Genomic DNA, 23,004 nt, shown 5'->3' on the forward strand with positions numbered 1-23,004 from the left:
TCTCCTGTGGATTATGAGTGGCATTCCCTGAAGGGAATGCCTTTTACCAGGCGGGCAGCGTTATTGCCGATGCTGCGCCGGGCATGGTTATCTTGTTGATACATCAGCGTAAACAGTGGCGCTGATGCCGGTAAGTTTTTGTAATGCACAATCAGCTTTTCCCGGTCGCAGGCTATGCCAACCAACAGGGGGGACTGACGAGCAGCCTGCCAGGCGCTATCGATGACTTCACCTGACGGGATATGTTGAATGCGAAAGGGGATACCTTCCTCTTCAATGCCAAGAAGCACCTCATTCCATGTACTGATACAGTCACCTATTTCCGTAACGACAATAGCGGGCGTATGTTCTTTACTTTCCATGAGCCAACTCCCTGTGCCAGGAAATCAGTAGCCCGGTAGCTACCGCATTGCGCGGGCCTTCACTACCACGGATATTCCCCCGTCCGGCGACCAATCGATAATGCGCCAATGCATCGGTGACTAACTGCGGTACTTCGAAATCCAGGGAAGAACCGCCCACCAGAACGACGAACGGAATATCGCGAATATTTCCGCCTGGACTTACCTGACGTAGCGCGCGCAGGGCATTGGTTACGAAGACGCGCTCTTTCGCACTGCGGCGAACAGCACGTACTTTTTCCAGTGTTAAATCGCCGGGAATAGGCACCAGTTCGTCAGGTTTCACCACACAAACGCGGGCAAATACATGAGGGGACAGCGGAGTAGGGAAGAACTGAACGCTGCCGTCTTCATGGCGTAAATGGAACAGACTTTCTACTTTTGCCAACGGGTATTTTTTGATTTCTTCTGCCAGATAACGATCATTTAAGCCCAGTTCCCTGGCAATAATCATCGTCACCATGTCGCCCGCTCCCGCAAGGTGAGTAGCTATCATTTCCCCTTTCTGATTGATGATGGAGGCATCGGTAGAACCTGCGCCTAAGTCCAGAATTGCCAGAGGGCGTGTGGTTCCAGGGGTAGTCAAGGCTCCCTGAATTGCAGCTTCTGCTTCAGCGCCTCCGACCTGAACATCAACATGCAGTTTTTGCTTAATTTCACTGGCGATCATCGCCATTTGCAGTCGGTCGGATTTCACCATTGAAGCGATACCCACAGCCTGTTCCAGTGAAAATTCACCAGCCAGCCCACCGGTTACGCTGACGGGAACAGAGGTATCTATCGCCAGTAAATCCTGAATAAAAATTTCGTGGCTGGGTTTATTGGTCAGTTCCGCCATAGTCTGGCGAACATGTTCCAGCATACCGCCGATGTTGGTGCCCGGTTCTCCCGTTACGTTTTCCAGTTTTGAGCACTCGCCGACCGCTTTCATAATGGCATCGGCACCAGCAGCAACATCAACTCGTATTGTACGTCCGGCAGAAAGCAGCTCGATGTTTCCGGCGGGTATCGAACGGGCTTTAACGTCGCCAGAAGGTGTTTTCACCACTACTGCAGAACGGTTGCCTATGAGTGCTCGTGCAACAGGAACGATATTTTTAGTCTCCTCAGCATTGAGGGCGAAAACAGTGGCAATCCCATACGGATTAGACAGGGTTTCGATAACCTTCCCGGGAACGGCGACTTCAATCGCGGCTAGCATGCCGAGCGGAATACGATCGATGTAGAGGACTTCATCAACAATGGGTAAAGGGATTTCCAGGCGGTTACTGACCAGCACGCCATCATCACGTTGCAGAATAACGCCAGTCAGTTGATATCCGGCACGCACGGAGGCGTTTATCATGGTCGCGATATCGGCAAAATCAAATGCCGATGACACGACCAGAATGTACGGTGTATCCGCCGGACGTGTTAACAACTCTTGTGGCGTGATGGTGAGCCCCACGCCCAGTCCCACTCCGCCCGGAGTTTTTGGGTTGTGACCAATCATGGTTGATTCGGTGATGATGGTTTCCGTAATGGTTTCCATCGCCACATCGCCAATGACAGGAGTTGCTTCGTTGATACGAATAAGCGAAATATCGCTGACATTGATGCCGACTTTTTTCGTTGCCTGTGCGAGCGCCTCCTGAATACCATGGACGTTACGCAACGTACCTTTGATTCCGGTGGTTTCCGCAAGGGCGCTGCTCACGAACGACAATTCTCCAGACGTACTGAGCGTCGCCAGTGCAACTTCTGTGGATGAATTGCCGATATCAATGCCTGCTATATATCGCATAGTTCGTCCTTAATCGTCGCCTTTCAGTTTTTTACGCTCGACATAGAGTTCTGCAGCTTCGCGGACAAATGCAGCGCAAATTTTGGCCTGATAACGACGTTCAAGATCGTCAGCAATGGCAATGAGTTCTTGCTTTGTCGAACGATAAGGGCGTAACGCATTGTAGATTTCGAGGATGCGATCGTCCGGCACTGAGGTAAGCTCGGCAGCGCGTTCAAAATTCATCGCCAGGCGATCACGACCCGCATCTCTGGCAATCGCGGCCTGAATACGCAATGTTTCAGGGGTTATACGCATATCCTGGGCGGTGACTTTATCGCTGAGGACATTCTCCAGAGTGAAATCGTCGAGCGTTTTATTGGTCGCCGTTTTAACCCATTCTGGATGTTTATTTGCCAGTGGATAATCCGTCACTTTGGCGCTCTGTATTGACGCGTTGGGTGCCGCAGAAACAGGAGCTGCATCCTGTAGACTGTTCATGCGGTTCAACACGTCCCTGACCATCGACTCAATTGCATCGGTATTCATGAAGGTTTCCTTTGTTAAAACGTCACGCGCAGTTCTTGCGGTTTTTTGCCTGTGACCACGTACTTCGTCTCTTTGATATGTAAAATGGCTGATTTGGCCTGGTATTTAGGCCGCGCCATTTGATCGTTGAGGGTCGGAACTGGTTGTGGAGACTCACGCTTCGCATAACGCGCGGCGTTTTTACCAATCTGGCGATAAGTTTCCAGCGTCAACAAAGGCGCTTGCGGGAAAAGTTCCAGGTTAGACAAAGGGGGAAGCCCCTGCTGGTGGATAACCGTGGTGCCTTTTGACTGAATACCAATAGCAATGCCGGAACCACTAAGGCGATCGCCTTCGACCGCCACGAATGCGACATCAGACGATTTAAAGCAGCGAATCACACGGGCTTTAATACCTTCTTCTTCGATACCGGCGATTACTTCGCGCAAGATGTTTTTATGCGGAATGCCAATAATATTGACGGTCTGCGCCAGGCCAAATGCCGGGCCTACAGCAATAATGACTTCATCTTGCTGAGTGCCTTGTTGGGCTTCGCCAATTTCGGTCAAAAAACTCCCTGCATCCGGTGCGGAAGGGGCAGTGGAGGCGACAGGCGCGCGAAATGAAACGGACTTGTCGCTGGTTTGCATTTCTGCCAGCACGTCTTCGATAATCTGACGCAGTAATTTTTCGTTAATTTCCATTTCTCACCCTTAGTCAATTTCGTTGGGATCAAGTGCACCGGGAATATTTTTGATCTCTTCCCAGCGTTCCCCTTGCAGGCGGTAACCTGTAGCCGGTCCGGCGTAATCATTGACATCATTGACCGCAGACAGCACTTGTCCGTTATCGACGATAATGGCTGAGGTATGGAGATAATCGCCGGTCAGTTTCGCTTTTTGCATGTTGAGCATGTCCTGAGCGACATCGGTAAAACCGCCTTGCGCCAGGGCTTTCACCACTTCCAGGCTGTTACGGTTTTTATTGATAATTTCCTGGGCGAACTTAATGTCTTCTACGATGTTGCGCTCTGGCATATCTTTCGAACCGTGGGCATAGGTCGCCGCTTCGACCTCTTCATCGGTAATAAGGGGTAATCCCATACCGGCAAAGACAGCCTGTAAAGCGCGTGCGGCTTTATTGCGGATGGCGACAACATCTTCTTCGCGCACTGGTCGCAGACCGCCATCAACCTTCAGGTCACGCTGAATGACGTTGTAATCATCGAAGTCTTCGGCGTCTTCGTTTGAACCGGCAAACATATTGTCGTAGTTAGGCACAGCGGAAAAACCGGAAGAGATAAAGTCAGTACCCGGCAGAAACTGCATCAGGAAACGCGCGGTACGGCGCATATCTGAGTGGGTAAAGGTCTGGTCATTACTGGAGGCACATTCCAGATCCAGCGATGAGCAAATTAAGTTTTCCGCCAGCACTGCGCGGATGCCTGACGGCACAGCTGATGGAACACCGATGCAGCTTACGGAACCATTCTGCAGCCCCTGTACGCCTGCGGCTTTGGTGATGTAAATGCAACGAGCCTCGAGATAAAGCATTGATTTGCCTTCCGCGTAACCCATCTGTACTTCAGAGCCGGAGCCGGAAGTAAAGCGCATTTTTAAGCCGCGAGAAGCATAAGATGACGCGAGAAATCCTTTTGACCACGGGGTGTCATCGCCATCGGTGAAAACAGGTTCTGTACCATAGACAGAAATTGTTTCGGCGTAACAGGTGTGGCCTAACATACCGAGTTTCAGTTCGGTGGCTTCTTCCAGTGAACACTGGGTCAAAACGCCCGGGCGCCCTACCTGTGAACCTACCAGCAGAGCGATGGCGTTGAACGGCGCATAGCGAGCAACGGCAACGGTGGTTTCCTGTTCATCAAATCCGCGCCATGCGCCTTCAGCTGCGTCGGCGGCAATTTGTACCGGGTTATCTTTGACGTTGGTGACGTGAGCCTGTTGTGATGGTGTTCGACGGGCGCGCATTTTCTGCATCGCCATCATCATCTCTACCACGTTCATCTGCGAAACCACTTCGACGATTTTGGCGGGCGTCATTGCTGTGGTAAGGGGAACGATATCGCTACGTTTGACATTCGGATCGCACAGCATATTGGCAAGTTTGACCGAATCCATCGCGATGACTTCTTCGGCGCGCGCGAGATTGATGCCGTAACGGGCGATAAAGTGGTCGATCAGGTCAAACTGGCTGGCGGGTTTTCCATCCAGCTCGGTGACAACGCCGTTAACAATTTTGATTGACGGTTTTGGATCGTTCGGGCTTTCCATCGCAATGAAGCCTTCTTCAATCCACTCTTTAACGAAACCGTCCTGGTTGACCGGGCGTTTTGCCAGTGCTTCAAATCTTTTCGATCTCATGAATCTGCCTCAGGGAATTCAGATGTAGGAAGGGCGATCGTTTTTCGGTGTATCGCCGAGAGTCGAAAGTACGGTTTTACCGATTTCGCGTGCGGAGATGACCGCCTGACGGACTGCGCCGGAGTCACCTGAGATAATCAGAATGACTTCATTGCTGTAGCTGGTGCCATGAGCAGGCGAGCTGTATGCCACCACGTCCACATTGGCGGACTTCAGCGCGGTATCGGCCATCAGAACACCCACAGCGGCCGGAGCGCCGACAATAACGCCGCAAGCGCGACCCAGAGGTGCGCCAAACGCTTTTTCCAGTGCATAGCTGGCGCGGGCGGTGTATTGCAGTTCAAGATGTCCGGCTTCGTTGGCATAGACATCACCAAAGGTCCGATCGAGTTCTTTCAGGGCAACTTCAATACCGCGTTTCACGTCGGAAACATCGTTGCCACCTAAGAGGATTAATGAGCCGTGTCCTGCACCGCCTTTGGTATCGCGAGGAAGTTCAATGCTAATAACTTCAGTGTTCGTAGCTTTTACCGCTTCATCAGCGGCCATAATGTGTGGACCTGCGCCAATACGTGCACCCAGAATGCCAATGGAGCGATAGCGTTTTTCAAGTTTCATCGCGTCCAACAGGGCGCTATCAACGTTCGCAATGACCAGACCTACAGTGTCGCCAATAGCGGTGCCAACAAATTCCGTTAACGTGCAGCTTTTTTCTGCCATAGCCGTCTCTCGTGTTTGATGAGTGGTTTCCGGGAGAACCTCATGCTCTGGCGTCGCTACGCGAGCGATGACCTGCGCCATGATCTGTTCGACCAGTTCATTGCTGCTCATGGGTTAATTCCCTTTGGTAAGATTTTTTCGACATCGGTATGTGGGCGGGGAATAACGTGTACGGCTTTTACTTCACCGACGTTACGCGCGGCGGCGGCACCTGCGTCTGTTGCCGCTTTTACAGCCCCGACATCACCACGAACGATGACGGTCACCAGCCCGGAACCTATTTTTTCGTAGCCAACCAGCAATACATTTGCCGACTTCACCATGCGTCTGCGGCCTCTATGGCGGCAGTTAAGCCTTTGGTTTCTACCATTCCTAACGCTTCTTGTTGCATAAAGACCTCGCCTGGATTTTTTGACGATATGACTATAAAAAAAAGCGAGGAAAAAGAATGGCTGACTTAATCGGCCAATGAGAAAAATAAATAGAGGGCAAATATTATAAAATTGCTTTTATAAACTATATGTTATTAATTTATTGGTTGTTTTGTGGATGTTTCAATGTGAATTAATTGCGTTGGCTGAGGGGGGTAATTGCGGATAAAATTTCGTTGGGTTTGGTTCGCGGAAGGGAATTGTGATATTTGTTTAAATTTTATTATATCATGATGACAATTTTTTATTGTGAAAGTTTGGCAGTAATTATTACTTTCAACACTGATTAACGCTGTGTTGGATGCTTCTGCAATGACAATAATTTGCTATGTCAGCACGATTTTTCCACGAGTCTGTCATGAATGTTGGCAATATTTTTTGCAGAGCAATTTTTATAGTTGCCCTCGATATACACAACAATCAGCAATTCTGTTGGCTGATGAAGAAACAAACTCCGCAAAGAAGGTGTCACTATGAATGATTCACTCAAGGCGCAATGCGTTGCCGAGTTTTTGGGCACCGGACTGTTCCTCTTTTTTGGCATTGGTTGTTTGTGTGCCCTCAAACTTGCTGGGGCAAGTCTGGGGCTGTGGGAAATTTGTATTATTTGGGGGTTAGGTATTTCACTTGCTGTTTATCTTACGGCAGGAATTTCCGGCGCTCATCTCAACCCAGCGGTTACGATTGCTCTATGGTTGTTCGCCGCTTTTCCTGGCCGTAAAGTGCTGCCATTTTGTATGGCACAATTAGCGGGTGCCTTTGGTGGTGCGGTTCTGGCGTATTTTTTATATAGCAATTTGTTTACCGATTTTGAATCTGCCCACAATATGGTTCGTGGAAGTGCAGAAAGTTTACAACTCGCCAGTATCTTCAGTACTTACCCGGCAGCGGCAATAAATGTATGGCAGGCGGCGCTGGTTGAAATAGTCATCACGTCTATGTTGATGGGATTGATTATGGCGTTGACCGATGACGGCAACGGTGTACCGAAGGGGCCTCTTGCACCTTTACTGATTGGTATTCTGGTTGCTGTTATTGGTGCTTCTACTGGACCATTAACCGGTTTTGCCATGAATCCAGCGCGTGATTTTGGGCCAAAAATGTTCACCTGGCTTGCGGGTTGGGGAGAAATAGCGATGACTGGCGGACGCAATATTCCTTATTTCATTGTACCCATTATTGCCCCGGTCATTGGTGCCTGCGTTGGCGCGGCGATTTATCGCTTTCTCATTGCACAAAATTTACCTGTCAATAGTGTTACGCCTAAAGATATCCGCGAATAGCGAAATAACCTGGCGGTTATAAACGTTTATTTTTTTACTGTTTGTGATCTGCTTTCCGAACTTATTAAAAAGTCTCCCGCTTCATGGAGGCTTTTGTTATTGTCCTTTGTGCTTCTCGTCAGTAAATCATCAGGGATGATGTGAAGATTAAATGTAAAACAATTGTTTTTACAATAACAATAAATTAACTGGGAGGTTTTATCATGATTTCTGCGGCGACACTTAATTCAGAACTCATTAATAAAATCGCGCAGGATTTTGCGCAGGCGACCAGCCTTGCGGTTGTCGTGGTCAATATCCACGGTGATGAAATTTCCGAACTTTTTAACTTCACCCCGTTTTGTCAGATGATGCGGCAACATCCACAGCTTAGCACTCGCTGCCGCATGAGCGATCGTTGTGGAGGCCTGGAAGCTTCTAAATCCGATCAACCTTGTATTTACCGTTGCCATGCAGGATTAACTGATTTCTCTATTCCTTTGGTGATTGCCGGGCATTTAGTCGGCTTTGTGTTGTGTGGACAAGTCCGCCTGCGTAATGGTGATGTCGACTTGATCGATATTCTGAATGTCGATGATCGTTGGCAAGCAGATCCCGAATTACTTAATGAATTTCGCAAAGTCCCGGAGATGGATTACTCGCGAGTTATGGCCTCTGCTGATTTGTTGAAATTGATTGTGGAAAATTGCCTCAAAAAGCAACTCAATTTTGTCGTTATTAAAGAGAATAAACCTCATTCGGATTCAGTTCGTCAGACCCGTGCGTCTAATCCCCACGATAATAAAATGAAAAAAGCATTGCGCTATATTGATGCGCATTTATCAGACGATTTACGCCTGGAAGATGTTGCCTCGCATGTTTATCTAAGCCCTTATTATTTCAGTAAATTGTTTAAGAAATATCATGGAATTGGTTTTAATGCATGGGTAAACCAACAACGCATGGCCAGCGCCCGAGAGTTGCTGTGCCATAGTGACTGGAGCATCGCCAGCATTGCGCGTAATTTAGGCTTCTCTCAAACCAGTTATTTTTGCAAAGTTTTTCGACAGACCTATCAGGTAACGCCGCAGGTTTACCGTCAGCAAATTAGCGAAAATACGGCTGCGGAAACGGCATAAATTCAATGTAAAAAATGAGGGATGGTTAAATATACTCTGGCAGTAATAATTCATTTACGTGTTATGGGAAAATTGAAATCGGCTCATAACATACGCTGACATGTTTGGCACATTTGTGCCTGGGAAGAGGGTGGAAATCCCTCGCAGCCCCCGCTGCTGTAATGCTGACAACCCCGAAAATGCCACTGATCGTGAGATCGGGAAGGTCGGGGGAGGATGACGCTAAGCCAGAAGACCAGCCTGTCAGTTAATACCAACAACTTCGGTGGGAAGTGGGTTGTCTGGAAGCGCCCGGTTGAGCACTGGCGCGTCTTTATACCCCTACCACCCTGAAAGGATCAGGGGATGGCGGCAGCATTTATTTCATTCATCGTCGTGTCGACAGGCACCAGGGCTGCACTTATGGTGTGGCAATCTTTTTTTGTGGCATATCAACCTGACCGTTATTACAGGAAACTAAGCGGAGGGTGGTGGTCATGAAAACGATAAAACCTGAATCGATAGCTCTTTTTTGCCTCTCATCTGGCGATATTGAACTCGCTAAATATCTGGCTGAAATGTTGCCTATTACCTGTTTTGTCGGTGAGGATTGGCAGCAAGGTTTCCTGCCTTTTAACGGTGGGCCAGAACAATCATTATCAGATGCGTATAGTGATTATTCAGTGCTGTTATTGATTGCTGAAAGCGGGACACTCATACCAGAAAGGCTCCCTCTGCCTGATGGCGTGACGGTAATCTTAATAGCAGAGCACAATGCTCGTTTGCTGAATGGCACGGCTGGTGGGGCTGTAGCGTTAATCCATTATCTGAATGAAATGTGTCAATTCAGAGAAACCGTTGCTAATGACACATTTCGTCGGTCGTTAACGCAGGGAAATCGGGCTATTTCACAATGCCTCCCTCATTCGTAATGGATTGAGAATGCTGGATTTTTATTTTTAATACGCGCAGTATTAATCGAAGAAATGTTATTACGGTCAGTAACAGTGGAACATCCATTGCTCTGGTCAATGAATACCATCATACAATTGAACCGGGAGTCCGTATGATGATTTTGGTGACGGGGGGCGCACGGAGCGGGAAGAGCCGGCACGCCGAGGCGCTTATTGGGGACACTCCACAGGTCCTGTATATCGCTACTTCGCAAATTTTTGATGATGAGATGGCCGCACGGATTGAACACCATCGGCAAGGCCGCCCGGCGCACTGGCACACGGTGGAACGCTGGCACAATCTTGATGAGTTAATTAACGCAGACATTAATCCGCAGGCTGCCGTGTTGCTGGAATGCATTACAACAATGGTGACTAATCTTTTGTTTGAATATGGCGGCAATAAAGATCCTGAAAAATGGGATTATGACGCGATGGAGCAGGCGATTAATGGTGAGATTCAGTCGTTGATTGCCGCCTGTCAACGTTGTACTGCAAAGGTCGTATTAGTGACCAATGAAGTGGGCATGGGGATTGTGCCGGAGAATCGTCTGGCGCGACATTTTCGTGATATTGCCGGGCGGGTAAATCAGCAGCTGGCCGCTGCGGCAGATGAAGTATGGCTGGTGGTTTCGGGTATTGGAGTAAAAATCAAATGAGTAAATTATTTTGGGCGATGCTCTCTTTTATTACGCGTCTGCCTGTACCGCGTCGTTGGTCCCAGGGGCTGGATTTCGAGCATTATTCTCGCGGTATCATTACTTTTCCCTTAATTGGTTTATTGCTTGGCGCCATTAGTGGACTGGTCTTCATGGCGTTGCAGGCATGGTGTGGTATACCACTGGCGGCACTGTTTAGCGTGCTGGTGCTGGCGCTGATGACAGGGGGATTCCACCTGGACGGCCTCGCAGATACCTGTGATGGCGTATTTTCTGCACGTAGCCGCGATCGCATGTTGGAAATCATGCGTGATAGCCGTTTGGGTACTCACGGTGGTCTGGCGCTGATTTTTGTGGTTCTGGCAAAGATTCTGGTGCTAAGCGAGTTGGCACTGCGTGGCGAACCGATCCTTGCATCGCTGGCGGCAGCATGTGCGGTTAGCCGTGGGACTGCCGCATTGTTGATGTATCGTCATTGTTATGCCCGGGAAGAAGGGCTTGGTAATGTGTTCATTGGCAAAATTGACGGGCGACAAACCTGCGTCACACTCGGTTTAGCCGCTATTTTTGCTGCCGTATTATTGCCGGGTATGCATGGTGTGGCTGCTATGGTGGTGACGATGGTGGCGATTTTCATCCTCGGCCAGCTTCTCAAACGGACTCTGGGCGGGCAAACCGGCGATACGCTAGGAGCAACCATAGAACTTGGTGAACTGGTCTTCCTGCTGGCACTGCTATAAGACTGATTACCGAAGAGACGCTACATGCAAACACTCGCCGAATTATTGAATACGATCCCTGCCATCGATCCTGCCGCTATGTCGCGTACCCAACGGTATATTGATGGGTTACTCAAACCTGTCGGTAGTCTGGGAAGACTGGAGGCGCTTGCCGTACAACTGGCAGGAATGCCGGGACTGAATGGTGTGCCTCATGTGGGCCAAAAAGCAGTGCTGGTTATGTGTGCCGATCACGGCGTCTGGGATGAAGGTGTCGCTATTTCTCCGAAAGCAGTGACAGCCATCCAGGCTGAAAATATGACACGTGGAACAACTGGTGTGTGTGTGCTGGCAGCACAAGCGGGCGCTAAAGTTCACGTGATTGATGTTGGGATTGATACCGTTGAGCCTATCCCTGGGCTTATTAACATGCGTGTCGCACGAGGTAGCGGTAATATTGCCTCGGGTCCGGCAATGAGCCCCTGTCAGGCTGAAGAGTTGCTTTTGGACGTCATACAATATACGCGCGAGTTAGCGAGAAATGGCGTCACGCTGTTTGGTGTGGGTGAACTGGGGATGGCAAATACCACACCGGCAGCGGCGATAGTCAGTGCGATTACTGGACGCGATCCTGAAGAAGTGGTCGGTATTGGCGCAAACCTGCCGACAGATAAACTGGCTCATAAAGTTGATGTTGTTCGTCGGGCAATAACATTGAATCAACCGAATCCACTGGATGGTATTGATGTGCTGGCCAAAGTCGGTGGGTTTGATTTGGTCGGAATGGCTGGCGTAATGTTAGGTGCCGCTTCCTGCGGTTTACCCGTGTTGCTGGATGGATTTCTTTCTTACGCCGCTGCACTTGCCGCCTGCCAGATGTGTCCTGCAATCAAACCGTATCTCATTCCTTCTCACCTGTCGGCAGAAAAAGGGGCGCGTATAGCGCTGTCACATTTGGGGCTGGAGCCTTATCTCAATATGGAAATGCGTTTAGGTGAGGGGAGTGGCGCAGCGCTGGCGATGCCCATCATCGAAGCCGCCTGCGCGATATACAGCAACATGGGTGAGCTTGCCGCCAGTAATATTGTTCTACCGGGAAAGACGACTTCTGAATTGAACAGTTAAAAACGAAAAGTCAGATAAAAGCTATACTTATCGGATAGCTTTCGCGACTTAGGAAAGGGACATGATGCGTCGTGTAAATATTCTTTGTTCATTTGTTCTGCTTTTTGCCAGCCATAATAGTCTGGCGGTAACTTACCCACTCCCTCCGGAGGGTAGCCGTTTAGTCGGGCAACCACTGACAATAACGGTTCCTGATCACAATACCCAGCCGCTGGAAACCTTTGCTGCACAGTACGGGCAAGGTCTGAGTAATATGCTGGAAGCGAATCCGGGTGCTGATGTTTTCTTGCCGAAGTCTGGCTCGCAACTCACCATTCCGCAGCAACTGATTTTGCCCGCCACTGTTCGTAAAGGGATTGTGGTTAACGTCGCTGAGATGCGTCTTTATTACTACCCGCCGGACAGTAATACTGTGGAAGTGTTTCCTATCGGCATTGGTCAGGCCGGGCGTGAAACGCCGCGCAATTGGGTGACTGCCGTTGAACGTAAACAAGAAGCACCAACCTGGACACCAACGCCGAACACTCGGCGCGAATATGCGAAACGAGGGGAGAGTTTGCCCGCATTTGTCCCTGCGGGTCCCGATAATCCTATGGGGCTTTATGCCATCTATATTGGTCGGCTTTATGCCATCCACGGAACTAATGCCAATTTTGGCATTGGCTTACGGGTGAGTCAGGGCTGTATTCGTCTGCGCAATGATGACATAAAGTATTTGTTCGATAATGTTCCAGTCGGGACGCGCGTGCAAATTATCGATCAGCCGGTGAAATACACAACGGAAATGGATGGCTCAAAGTGGCTGGAAGTTCATGAACCGTTATCGCGCAATCGGGCGGAATATGAGTCTGACAGAAAAGTGCCATTGCCGGTAACGCCTTCATTGCAGGCATTTATCAATGGACAAGAGGTTGATGTAAATCGGGCAAATGCTGCGTTGCAACGTCGATCGGGAATGCCTGTGCAAGTTAATTCTGGTTCCAGGCAGATGTTTTAAAATAGTTGTTACGTAGAAAGCAAAAAGCCTGCTCGAAAGCAGGCTTTTTTGAATCTGGCTCCTCTGACTGGACTCGAACCAGTGACATACGGATTAACAGTCCGCCGTTCTACCGACTGAACTACAGAGGAATCGTGTGAACGGGGCGCATATTAATGGCAGTGCATGGTGATGTCAAAGGGGGAAATGCATTTTTTAGTTTGTTTGCTGCCAATTTCAACAAAGTGGTGAGCTTTCAATCTTTTGGGTAATGAACCATCGTGGTGCATACCCTTCTGTCATGGGGCAGGGAACGCTTTTTCTGATAACAAGAGCAAATGACGAAACTATCATAATCTCTTATTTGACAGGCGGTTAGCTTGCGCATCAACGACAAAATAAAACTGGCAAGCATTTTGCAATCTGGTTGTAAGTAATGGCGGCACTTGGGCCGATTCTTAAAAACCGGAGGCAACATGAACTTCAGACGCCTGAAATACTTCGTAAAAATTGTAGATATTGGTAGCCTGACCCAGGCTGCTGAAGTGTTGCATATCGCGCAGCCTGCGCTCAGTCAGCAGGTCGCCACACTGGAAGGCGAGCTGGACCAACAACTTTTGATTCGCACTAAACGTGGCGTTACCCCAACAGATGCCGGAAAAATACTCTATGCCCATGCGCGGGCAATTTTACGTCAGTGTGAACAGGCCCAACTGGCAGTTCATAACGTAGGTCAGACATTATCGGGTCAAGTCTCAATTGGCTTTGCGCCAGGAACCGCCGCGTCGTCTATCACCATGCCCTTATTACAGGCGGTACGTGCCGAATTTCCGGAAGTGATTATCTATCTACATGAAAACAGCGGCGCTGTTCTTAACGATAAACTTATAAATAGCCAGCTTGATATGGCGGTAATTTACGAGCATTCCCCTGTGGCAGGCGTATCCAGCCAGGCTTTGTTTAAAGAAGATCTTTTTCTTGTCGGAACTCAGGATTTTCCAGGGCAAAGCGTTGATGTTAATGCTATAGCACAAATGAATCTCTTTCTTCCCAGTGATTACAGTGCCGTAAGACTCCGCGTTGATGAGGCTTTTTCTTTACGGCGACTCACGGCAAAAGTCATCGGTGAAATTGAGTCTATCGCCACGCTTACCGCAGCGATTGCCAGCGGCATGGGGGTTGCAGTGTTACCCGAATCAGCCGCGCGCTCGTTATGTGACGCAGTTAACGGATGGATGTCACGTATTACCACACCGTCAATGAGTCTCTCCTTGTCATTAAATTTACCTGCCAGAGCAAAACTGTCGCCACAGGCACAAGCAGTGAAAGAGCTGTTATTGTCAGTGATCAGTCCTCCAGTCATGGAAAAAAGACAATGGCAATTGGTTAGCTAAACGTTATATCTGGATGGAATAAGATGCGGGTTTTTATTATTTGTTATGCCGGGCGTTAGACTTTAACAATAGCGGAATGTCTGATCTGCCCGGAGTTTACCGTGAATTTCCAACAACTAAAGATAATCCGCGAGGCTGCACGTCAGGATTACAACCTGACAGAGGTTGCGAATATGCTTTTTACCTCACAGTCAGGTGTAAGCCGTCATATTCGAGAGCTGGAGGATGAGCTTGGTATAGAAATATTCGTTCGTCGGGGCAAACGACTGCTTGGTATGACTGAACCGGGCAAAGCATTGCTGGTAATTGCAGAACGCATTCTGAATGAAGCCAGTAATGTTCGTCGACTTGCCGATCTCTTTACCAACGATACATCTGGCGTTCTCACTATCGCAACGACGCATACTCAGGCACGCTACAGCTTGCCAAAGGTCATTAAAGCCTTTCGCGAACTTTTCCCGGAAGTGCGGCTTGAGCTTATCCAGGGAACACCACAGGAAATTGCGACGTTGCTGCAAAATGGCGGGGCCGATATTGGCATCGCCAGTGAGCGTCTGAGCAATGATCCGCAACTCGTCGCCTTCCCATGGTTTCGTTGGCATCATAGTTTGCTCGTTCCAGATAATCATCCCTTAACAAAAATTACGCCATTGACGCTGGAATCAATAGCGAAGTGGCCGTTGATCACTTACCGACAGGGGATTACTGGTCGCTCGCGGATTGATGACGCATTTGCCCGCAAAGGTTTGTTGGCAGATATTGTATTGAGTGCACAGGATTCTGATGTTATCAAAACCTACGTAGCCCTTGGCCTGGGGATTGGATTAGTAGCAGAACAATCCAGTGGCGAACAAGAGGAAGAGAATTTAATTCGTCTGGAAACGCGCCATCTTTTCGATGCTAATACCGTCTGGTTGGGACTAAAACGAGGACAATTACAGCGTAACTATGTCTGGCGTTTTCTGGAACTGTGCAATGCAGGACTGTCGGTTGAGGATATTAAGCGACAGGTGATGGAAAATAGTGAAGAGGAAATTGATTATCAGATATAGCAAAAAGCCCGCTATAAAGCGGGCTTTTCAGAAATTTGGCTCCTCTGACTGGACTCGAACCAGTGACATACGGATTAACAGTCCGCCGTTCTACCGACTGAACTACAGAGGAATCGCTGTTGAGGCACATCTTAACGGCGAAAAATCTTTTGTCAAACCTGATTTTTAAATTTCTCAACCGTTTGCCGTTTCTATCAACAGTTTGTTGCATTTGCAGACAATTTGCTGGCGAAAATCTTTGCAGCTTTGCTGATTCTCCCTCATTATTTGAAATGTGGTTTCACTTTCTGCAATTAAGGTCAGTTTTGAATATCTCCTCAGCTTTACGCCAGATTGTTCATGGCACTCGCTGGCACGCAAAACGTAAGAGCTACAAGGTGTTGTTCTGGCGTGAGATAACCCCGCTTGCTGTTCCTATCTTTATGGAGAATGCCTGTGTCCTGTTGATGGGCGTACTGAGCACGTTTCTGGTCAGTTGGCTGGGAAAAGATGCAATGGCAGGCGTTGGGCTGGCGGACAGTTTCAATATGGTCATTATGGCTTTTTTTGCAGCTATCGACCTTGGTACTACAGTCGTTGTGGCATTTAGTCTCGGTAAGCGTGATCGACGGCGAGCGAGGGTAGCGACACGGCAGTCATTAGTGATCATGACATTGTTTGCCGTACTGTTGGCAGCGCTTATTCATCATTTTGGTGAACAAATTATCGATTTTGTTGCAGGTGAGGCCACGCCGGAGGTAAAAGCACTGGCGCTGACTTATCTGGAACTGACTGTCATCAGTTATCCTGCGGCGGCAATCACCTTGATTGGCAGCGGAGCACTTCGCGGCGCAGGGAATACGAAAATACCGCTTCTTATAAATGGTAGTTTGAATATCCTTAATATCATCATTAGCGGCATATTGATTTACGGTCTTTTCTCCTGGCAGGGATTAGGGTTTGTCGGGGCAGGGCTGGGATTAACTATTTCCCGTTATATTGGCGCAGTCGCCATTTTGTGGGTTCTGGCGATTGGTTTTAATCCTGCGTTACGGATCTCGTTAAAGAGCTATTTTAAACCATTGAATTTCAGCATTATCTGGGAAGTAATGGGGATTGGTATTCCGGCAAGTGTGGAATCCGTATTATTTACCAGTGGCCGGTTATTAACACAAATGTTCGTTGCCGGGATGGGGACGAGTGTTATCGCCGGGAATTTTATCGCTTTTTCGATTGCGGCTCTTATCAATTTACCAGGAAGTGCACTTGGTTCAGCTTCTACAATCATTACGGGTCGAAGGTTGGGGGTAGGGCAAAGAGCGCAAGCAGAAATTCAATTGAGGCATGTGTTCTGGTTGTCCACTATTGGGTTAACGGCAATAGCCTGGTTAACAGCCCCCTTTGCCGGGATTATGGCGTCGTTTTATACCCAGGATCAGCAGGTTAAACATGTCGTTGTGATTCTGATTTGGTTGAATGCTTTATTTATGCCGATTTGGTCTGCCTCCTGGGTACTACCTGCTGGTTTTAAAGGTGCCCGAGATGCACGCTACGCCATGTGGGTTTCTATGCTGAGCATGTGGGGATGCCGGGTAGTAGTCGGTTATATGTTGGGAATCATGCTTGGCTGGGGTGTGGTTGGCGTCTGGATGGGGATGTTTGCCGACTGGGCCGTGCGGGCTGTGCTGTTTTACTGGCGAATGGTGACAGGGCGATGGCTATGGAAATACCCTCGTTCTGAGCATAAATAGTATGAAAAAAAGCCAGGTGTGTCGGAATAAACGACAAAGCGCAGATTATTTCAGCAAACGAATTCAAAATTAAAAAACAGGCTTTGACATTGTGGATGGGCATCGTTAATATTCGCCCCGTTCTCGCGATTCCTCTGTAGTTCAGTCGGTAGAACGGCGGACTGTTAATCCGTATGTCACTGGTTCGAGTCCAGTCAGAGGAGCCAGATTTCTGAAAAGCCCGCTTTTATAGCGGGCTTTTTGCTTTGTTACTTAATCAAATCCTTCACATCTTTTCCTGACGCAAAGGATCTGAACTCATTATCGGAACGGTGGTTCATTAAAGGTCCGCAGTTTACGCGAATGCAGTCGGTCGCCTTCTGCGCGCAGCAAGTCTATCGCCCGAATGCCAATTTGCAGGTGCTCGGAAATTGCGCCTTCATAAAAACGGTTAGCCTGACCGGGAAGTTTAATCTCACCATGCAACGGTTTATCTGAAACACACAGTAGCGTCCCGTATGGTACGCGGAAACGATATCCTTGTGCTGCAATGGTGGCACTTTCCATATCAATCGCCACGGCCCGACTTAAATTAAAACGAAGTGCAGAAGCCGAGTAGCGTAGCTCCCAGTTCCTGTCATCAGTGGTTACTACAGTTCCAGTGCGTAGCCGCTGTTTAACTTCCTCACCCGGCCTGCCGCTGACGAGTTTGGTGGCGTCATAAAGTGCACGTTGTACTTCAGCAATGCTCGGAATAGGAATATCGGGAGGCAGGACCGCATCAAGAACATGGTCATCGCGTAAATAAGCATGCGCAAGTACGTAATCTCCAATAGCCTGGCTTTCACGTAATCCTCCGCAGTGACCAATCATCAACCAGACATCCGGGCGCAGCACCGCCAGATGATCGCAGATAGTTTTGGCATTTGACGGCCCCACGCCAATATTAACCAGAGTAATACCCTGACCATCGGTAGTGATTAAATGCCATGCGGGCATCTGGTGTTTTTTCCATGCGAGGTCGGAAATTGCTTCTTCCGGTGCTTCGGTTTCAGCGGTGATCCAGTTCCCGCCAGCACAAGAAAGGGCAATGTAGGGGCTATGAGGATCAAGGATCTGGCTGCACCCCCAACGTACGAATTCATCCACATAACGTGTGTAGTTGGTAAACAAGACGAACGGCTGAAAATGTTCGACTGGCGTACCCGTATAATGGCGTAACCGTGCTAGGGAAAAATCTACCCGGCGTGCATCAAAATGCGATAGCGGGGAGAATTCCGTTGGATGATAAATGCCGTCTGCCGTTTCATCGCCAATTTGTGCCAGTTCGGTTGTCGGGAAATAACGAGTTAATCCGGCGCTCATTGAGCGATCAAGCGTCAGCTCTGAGCCGTCGATGACATAGGGATAAGGAATTTCATGCTCTGACGGTTGCACGGAAATATGTGCACCATAATCCTGGTACAGCAGAGTTAATTGTTCATTAAGATATGAACGAAAGAGAGCAGGGCGGGTGATGGTGGTCGTGTAGCTGCCAGCGTGAGTAAAACGACCAAACGCGCGTGTTTTGGGAGGGTTTGTTGCGCTACCGTCCCAGGTCACGGTCAGCGATGGATAGACAAAAAGACCGTGTTTTCGGGCGTTTTCATCAGGCAGTTCGCCACTTTTAATATATTTGCCAATGGCGTTGCGTAAAGCGACTACAGATTTTTCATACAGCGCGTCAAGTTTATCCAGTGCCTGAGCTGGGGTCAGACCGGAGCCCTTATTATTCATGTGTGTCTCCTGTTCCATGCAATTACCGCATTTCCGATAGTATGTCACAGGAATGTGAAACAAAAGTGTAAGGCGAAGATCGGACGATCTTCACCACAACCTCAGGCGCGTTGATTGTCTTTCATTAACAACGCAGTTATTGCGGAAATCAGGCAGCCTGCCAGCAAATAAATGGCGACGCTATGCCAGTCTCCAGCAAAATAAGTAATCAGAGCAGCAGCAATAAAAGGTGTAAATCCACCGCCTACCACGCTGGCAACCTGATATCCGACGCCAGCGCCGCTGTAGCGATAACTGGCACCAAACATCTCGGTGAACATCGGCTGTTGCACGCAAACCACCATGTCATGCGCAATGTTCGCCAGCATAATGGAGAAGAAAACGATCCAGAAAATGGACTGTGCCTCAAGCGCTATAAAAAAAGGAAATGCGCTTAACGTACCGATTATTGCGCCGGTGATATAAACCCTACGGCGACCAAAACGATCGGCAAGCCAGGCAAAACAGGGAATTGTCAGGCAGCTTAATCCACCCACCAGCAAACCAATATTGAGGAACAATTCGCGCGGCAGCCCCATATTCTGGGTCGAATAGTTAAGTGCAAAGGCGGTAACGATATACATTGTTAGCAACTCGCACAGTCGCAGCGCAATAATCTTAAGGAAAGCACCGGGATGTCGTAACAGAGCTTCGATAACCGGGATGCGTTTTTGCACTACCGCTTGATTATGCTGCTGTTGTTCAAATTCAGCGGACTCCTCCATGCCATTGCGCACCCACAATGCACCCAGCACCAATACGATGCTAAACAGGAAAGGAATGCGCCAACCCCAGCTCAAAAATTGCTCGTCAGTTGTCATCATACTGATCAGTGACACCAGTCCGGTTGAAAGGAGTAACCCTACACCGTAACCAACTTGTACGCCGCTACTGTAAAAGGCTTTTTTGTTTTTGGGCGCGCTCTCAACGGACAGCAACGCAGCGCCTCCCCATTCGCCGCCAACAGCAAATCCCTGAATAGCTCGCAGCATCACCAGTAAAATTGGTGCCCACCAGCCAATAGTTGAGAACGAAGGGAGAATGCCGATCAATGCTGTGGCGATGCCCATCATCCAGACGGTAAGCATCAACATGCGCTTACGCCCCAGTCGGTCGCCGAAATGGCCGAAAATGACGCCACCGAGCGGACGAAAAAGGAAACCGACACCAAAGGTAGCAAATGCAGCGAGCGTTCCCATTGCCGGGCTTACCTGCGGGAAAAACTCGCGATTAAACACCAATGCGGCAGTAATGCCATAGAGTAAAAAATCATACCAGTCGACGACGGCACCCGCGAAACTGCCTAACGCAGCGCGTCGGGCGCGACTTAACGAAAGCGTTCCTTCATCGGGACGCGTGGAGATGAGCGTGGAGTCCATAGTGATCCTGTTTGTACTGTCTTTTTATAATTAGTATGGAAAGGTAACTCACATTGCCGTCGATCTATAAACGAACCTTATGAGACTACCGCGACAGAAAGCATCTGCAAATGTTTTTATGCCAGGAACTGAGGATGAAGGGCCGGGAGGGGCAGTTACATGTCACAACCGCGTTGAACAGAAAAATGTGAATGCTAAAGCCGCAACGCATGCTCGGCTGATGCTATTTTTCTCTGATGGGGTTTTTTGAATTTTCCTAATGGGATTTGTGTCACTGACACCAGGCAAGCTAATTGCTTGAATGATTGGCGGAGAGAGGGGGATTTGAACCCCCGGTAGAGTTGCCCCTACTCCGGTTTTCGAGACCGGTCCGTTCAGCCGCTCCGGCATCTCTCCGTTCAGATGGTTGCCATGATGCCAGGAAATTTGGCATTTTAACAGTCCCTGTCCGTGCAATTTTGTTCAAGTGACGAGTTTGCGAGCAAAACGATGATTAAGTGGCCCTGGAAAGTACAAGAAACAGATCATGAAGATACGCTGCCATGGAAGGAAGCTCTGGCGATACCTCTTTTGACATGTCTGACAGAGCAGGAGCAAAGCAAACTAGTCACTCTTGCCGAACGTTTTTTACAGCAAAAAAGACTGGTCCCGCTACAAGGATTTGAACTTGATGCATTGAAAAGTAGTCGCATCGCCTTACTTTTCTGCTTGCCTGTTCTGGAGCTTGGACTGGAATGGCTGGATGGTTTTCATGAAGTGCTAATTTACCCTGCGCCATTTGTGGTGGACGATGAATGGGAAGACGATATAGGACTGGTACATAATCAACGTATCGTTCAATCAGGACAAAGCTGGCAGCAAGGCCCAATCGTGCTGAACTGGCTCGATATACAAGATTCTTTCGATGCCTCGGGCTTTAATCTGATTATCCACGAAGTTGCACATAAACTGGATACGCGAAATGGCGATCGCGCCAGTGGGGTTCCCTTTATTTCTTTACGTGAGGTCGCTGGATGGGAACACGATCTTCATGCTGCGATGGATAACATTCAGGAAGAAATTGAGTTAGTGGGCGAAAATGCCTCCAGCATCGATGCTTATGCTGCCAGTGACCCTGCGGAATGTTTTGCCGTGCTTTCCGAATACTTTTTTAGTGCCCCCGAGCTTTTTGCGCCACGCTTCCCTTCGCTGTGGCAACGTTTCTGCCAATTTTATAAACAGGAACCATTACAACGGTTACGAAATGCCAATGGGCCAGACTCCTGTTCAGTACCAAATGTTCATTAAATATAAATTTTGTTGCTTAATTAACCGATTGAAATGGCTTGCGAATTTTAGTGTTGACACTCGCTGCGCTGCTAAGTAATATTCGCCTCGTTCTCACGATTCCTCTGTAGTTCAGTCGGTAGAACGGCGGACTGTTAATCCGTATGTCACTGGTTCGAGTCCAGTCAGAGGAGCCAAATTCAAAAAAGCCTGCTTTCGAGCGGGCTTTTTGCTTTTCTGCAAACGTGCTTTATTGTTTGAATTTTTGTTAGGGCTTTCATTACGCTGTGATTGAAATTTTCGCGATAATCCTTTTCAGCGTATTGCTGAATTCATCCACATTTAGATGATCAATAGCCTTTCCTACCACAATCGTCTCTGAAATATCTGCCATGGCAGGCCAGCGAGTCTTATAATCAGCATACACGGCGATGACAGGAACATTATAAGCACTTGTCATGTGTAAAATAGATGTGTCTGGCGTTATCGCGAGGAAGGCGTCTCTAATGATTGCGGCAGACCGCATTATTGATGGTGATAACGACAAATGATAAACGTTATCAAAATGCCGGGTTAGTTCCAGGGCTGATTCCGAACCTTTCGGACCATGAACAATGACAATTGGTATGTCTGATTGTATTTTAATCATCTCGATGATTTTTTGTGCCATTGTTAGTGAAAATGTTCTCTCTTGCACGCTACCTTCTAAATTAAGAGCAATATATGAACCTAATGAATGCATCTCACAACGTACTTCTTTTAGCACTATTTCGCTGAGGGGCAATTCAAATATGGGCGGGGGCGCCGGAAATCCTACTTCTCGCATCATGAAGGCCCAGGTCAGCGGTACTGGGGCGCGTAGTGACTGATCCATTTTCGACGCTGACTTACATATCGGTGAATAACATTTCATCGTTAAACCCACAACCTGTAAATTTGCATTGGCTCGTAAGTGACTAATAAATAGCATCGTCTTCAGGTTTTTCTTGCGCATTGCTTCAATACAAAGATCAGGAGTTCCATATTGTTCATTGATGTTTTTTGCTAATTTTTTTATTTCTTTAATACTGGCATTATCCTGCATTGTCATACTGACCAATGTTAATTTTGTTTGTTCCAGATGAAGTGCATCAAAAACAGATTTATTAATTGTTGATGTGACAATCAATAAGTGTTTTATTTTATGCATTTCAAGCGATCGGATTATTGGATAAATAGCCATTGCATCCCCAATTTGATCGGGAATGTGAATAACTACGAATTCACTTTTTGCAATATCAGTATCTTTGCAGCGATAATCATAATACGCAAATGCAATACGTCTGAAAAATGATACAAATGACATTTCCAACCTCGC

The 23,004-nt window shown here is 48.3% G+C and carries 20 protein-coding genes, 5 tRNA genes, 1 pseudogene and 1 riboswitch; of the genes and pseudogenes, 13 read left to right on the forward strand and 13 right to left on the reverse strand.

All coding sequences use genetic code 11. From position 1 onward, the window contains the following. Positions 1-11 precede the first annotated feature (11 nt). The 7 genes and pseudogenes from AACU94_RS06435 to pduA all read right to left on the reverse strand — a co-directional run bounded on the left by AACU94_RS06435 (position 12) and on the right by pduA (position 6,180). On the reverse strand, positions 12-362 hold the full coding sequence (locus AACU94_RS06435; RefSeq protein WP_000444000.1) for a glycerol dehydratase reactivase beta/small subunit family protein: 351 nt from the start codon (positions 360-362) through the stop codon (positions 12-14). Further along, the gene (locus tag AACU94_RS06440; RefSeq protein ID WP_130257609.1) at positions 352-2,184 is read right to left on the reverse strand and encodes a diol dehydratase reactivase subunit alpha; all 1,833 of its coding nucleotides are present in this window, start codon (positions 2,182-2,184) and stop codon (positions 352-354) included. The genes AACU94_RS06435 and AACU94_RS06440 overlap by 11 nt, the downstream gene beginning before the upstream one ends. Positions 2,185-2,193: 9 nt before the next feature. Continuing rightward, a complete protein-coding gene (gene pduE, locus AACU94_RS06445; protein ID WP_085458842.1) occupies positions 2,194-2,712 on the reverse strand; it encodes a propanediol dehydratase small subunit PduE in 519 nt (172 codons plus the stop codon). Between the two features lie 14 nt (positions 2,713-2,726). Further along, positions 2,727-3,395 (reverse strand): propanediol dehydratase medium subunit PduD, encoded by a 669-nt coding sequence (gene pduD, locus AACU94_RS06450; RefSeq protein ID WP_135385805.1) that lies wholly within the window; start codon positions 3,393-3,395, stop codon positions 2,727-2,729. Between the two features lie 9 nt (positions 3,396-3,404). Further along, a complete protein-coding gene (gene pduC / locus AACU94_RS06455) occupies positions 3,405-5,069 on the reverse strand; it encodes a propanediol dehydratase large subunit PduC (RefSeq protein WP_135385806.1) in 1,665 nt (554 codons plus the stop codon). A gap of 18 nt (positions 5,070-5,087) precedes the next feature. After that, positions 5,088-5,900, reverse strand: coding sequence for a propanediol utilization microcompartment protein PduB (gene pduB / locus AACU94_RS06460; RefSeq protein WP_064529394.1), 813 nt, complete (start codon positions 5,898-5,900; stop codon positions 5,088-5,090). After that, a pseudogene (pduA, locus tag AACU94_RS06465) lies at positions 5,897-6,180 on the reverse strand (propanediol utilization microcompartment protein PduA). The gene pduB and the pseudogene pduA overlap by 4 nt, the downstream one beginning before the upstream one ends. Positions 6,181-6,693: 513 nt before the next feature. Between pduA and pduF the strand changes: the two are divergent. The 7 genes from pduF (at position 6,694) to ldtA (ending at position 13,053) form a co-directional block, all read left to right on the forward strand. Continuing rightward, the gene (gene pduF, locus AACU94_RS06470; RefSeq protein WP_130216413.1) at positions 6,694-7,503 is read left to right on the forward strand and encodes a propanediol diffusion facilitator PduF; all 810 of its coding nucleotides are present in this window, start codon (positions 6,694-6,696) and stop codon (positions 7,501-7,503) included. 203 nt (positions 7,504-7,706) lie between these two features. Beyond that, entirely contained in the window at positions 7,707-8,621 is a 915-nt protein-coding gene (pocR, locus tag AACU94_RS06475) for a transcriptional regulator PocR (protein ID WP_130216415.1), read from the forward strand. 83 nt (positions 8,622-8,704) lie between these two features. Then, a riboswitch (cobalamin riboswitch) is annotated at positions 8,705-8,879 on the forward strand. Between the two features lie 218 nt (positions 8,880-9,097). Then, positions 9,098-9,532: a cobalamin biosynthesis protein gene (locus AACU94_RS06480; protein WP_135489133.1), complete on the forward strand. Its 435-nt coding sequence runs from the start codon at positions 9,098-9,100 to the stop codon at positions 9,530-9,532. A 134-nt stretch (positions 9,533-9,666) separates the two neighbouring features. Next, the gene (cobU, locus tag AACU94_RS06485) at positions 9,667-10,212 is read left to right on the forward strand and encodes a bifunctional adenosylcobinamide kinase/adenosylcobinamide-phosphate guanylyltransferase (RefSeq protein ID WP_135487611.1); all 546 of its coding nucleotides are present in this window, start codon (positions 9,667-9,669) and stop codon (positions 10,210-10,212) included. Continuing rightward, positions 10,209-10,952, forward strand: a complete 744-nt coding sequence (gene cobS, locus AACU94_RS06490) for an adenosylcobinamide-GDP ribazoletransferase (RefSeq protein ID WP_135489134.1) — start codon at positions 10,209-10,211, stop codon at positions 10,950-10,952. The genes cobU and cobS overlap by 4 nt, the downstream gene beginning before the upstream one ends. A gap of 24 nt (positions 10,953-10,976) precedes the next feature. After that, positions 10,977-12,056 (forward strand): nicotinate-nucleotide--dimethylbenzimidazole phosphoribosyltransferase, encoded by a 1,080-nt coding sequence (cobT, locus tag AACU94_RS06495; RefSeq protein WP_135489135.1) that lies wholly within the window; start codon positions 10,977-10,979, stop codon positions 12,054-12,056. A gap of 61 nt (positions 12,057-12,117) precedes the next feature. Further along, positions 12,118-13,053 carry a L,D-transpeptidase gene (gene ldtA / locus AACU94_RS06500; RefSeq protein ID WP_135489136.1) on the forward strand — a complete coding sequence of 312 codons (936 nt, stop codon included), beginning with the start codon at positions 12,118-12,120 and terminating at the stop codon, positions 13,051-13,053. 55 nt (positions 13,054-13,108) lie between these two features. Here the strand turns inward: ldtA and AACU94_RS06505 are convergent. Next, a tRNA-Asn gene (locus AACU94_RS06505) sits at positions 13,109-13,184 on the reverse strand. Positions 13,185-13,508: 324 nt separating this feature from the next. Between AACU94_RS06505 and nac the strand changes: the two genes are divergently transcribed. Continuing rightward, complete coding sequence (gene nac / locus AACU94_RS06510) at positions 13,509-14,426, forward strand: nitrogen assimilation transcriptional regulator NAC (RefSeq protein WP_135489137.1); 918 nt, start codon at positions 13,509-13,511, stop codon at positions 14,424-14,426. 101 nt (positions 14,427-14,527) lie between these two features. After that, positions 14,528-15,478, forward strand: coding sequence for an HTH-type transcriptional regulator Cbl (gene cbl, locus AACU94_RS06515; protein ID WP_135489138.1), 951 nt, complete (start codon positions 14,528-14,530; stop codon positions 15,476-15,478). A gap of 36 nt (positions 15,479-15,514) precedes the next feature. On the opposite strand, the gene AACU94_RS06520 is transcribed toward cbl, so the two are convergent. Continuing rightward, positions 15,515-15,590, reverse strand: a tRNA-Asn gene (locus AACU94_RS06520). A gap of 160 nt (positions 15,591-15,750) precedes the next feature. Here AACU94_RS06520 and yeeO point away from each other — a divergent pair. Both yeeO and AACU94_RS06530 read left to right on the forward strand, forming a co-directional pair. After that, positions 15,751-17,208, forward strand: coding sequence for a toxic metabolite efflux MATE transporter YeeO (gene yeeO / locus AACU94_RS06525; protein ID WP_339379125.1), 1,458 nt, complete (start codon positions 15,751-15,753; stop codon positions 17,206-17,208). 130 nt (positions 17,209-17,338) lie between these two features. Continuing rightward, a tRNA-Asn gene (locus AACU94_RS06530) sits at positions 17,339-17,414 on the forward strand. Between the two features lie 94 nt (positions 17,415-17,508). Here AACU94_RS06530 and amn read toward each other — a convergent pair. From amn to AACU94_RS06545, 3 genes are all read right to left on the reverse strand, one after another. Beyond that, positions 17,509-18,963: an AMP nucleosidase gene (gene amn, locus AACU94_RS06535; protein ID WP_130208633.1), complete on the reverse strand. Its 1,455-nt coding sequence runs from the start codon at positions 18,961-18,963 to the stop codon at positions 17,509-17,511. A 101-nt stretch (positions 18,964-19,064) separates the two neighbouring features. After that, positions 19,065-20,381: a shikimate transporter gene (shiA, locus tag AACU94_RS06540; RefSeq protein ID WP_130216433.1), complete on the reverse strand. Its 1,317-nt coding sequence runs from the start codon at positions 20,379-20,381 to the stop codon at positions 19,065-19,067. Positions 20,382-20,687: 306 nt separating this feature from the next. Beyond that, positions 20,688-20,777, reverse strand: a tRNA-Ser gene (locus AACU94_RS06545). A 93-nt stretch (positions 20,778-20,870) separates the two neighbouring features. Here AACU94_RS06545 and mtfA point away from each other — a divergent pair. Both mtfA and AACU94_RS06555 read left to right on the forward strand, forming a co-directional pair. Then, on the forward strand, positions 20,871-21,668 hold the full coding sequence (mtfA, locus tag AACU94_RS06550) for a DgsA anti-repressor MtfA (protein ID WP_135489140.1): 798 nt from the start codon (positions 20,871-20,873) through the stop codon (positions 21,666-21,668). 100 nt (positions 21,669-21,768) lie between these two features. Then, a tRNA-Asn gene (locus tag AACU94_RS06555) sits at positions 21,769-21,844 on the forward strand. A gap of 83 nt (positions 21,845-21,927) precedes the next feature. On the opposite strand, the gene AACU94_RS06560 is transcribed toward AACU94_RS06555, so the two are convergent. Further along, positions 21,928-22,992, reverse strand: a complete 1,065-nt coding sequence (locus tag AACU94_RS06560; protein WP_135489250.1) for a glycosyltransferase family 9 protein — start codon at positions 22,990-22,992, stop codon at positions 21,928-21,930. Between the last annotated feature and the right edge of the window lie 12 nt (positions 22,993-23,004).

This window comes from Escherichia sp. E4702, from assembly GCF_963883545.1.
Taxonomy (GTDB): domain Bacteria; phylum Pseudomonadota; class Gammaproteobacteria; order Enterobacterales; family Enterobacteriaceae; genus Escherichia.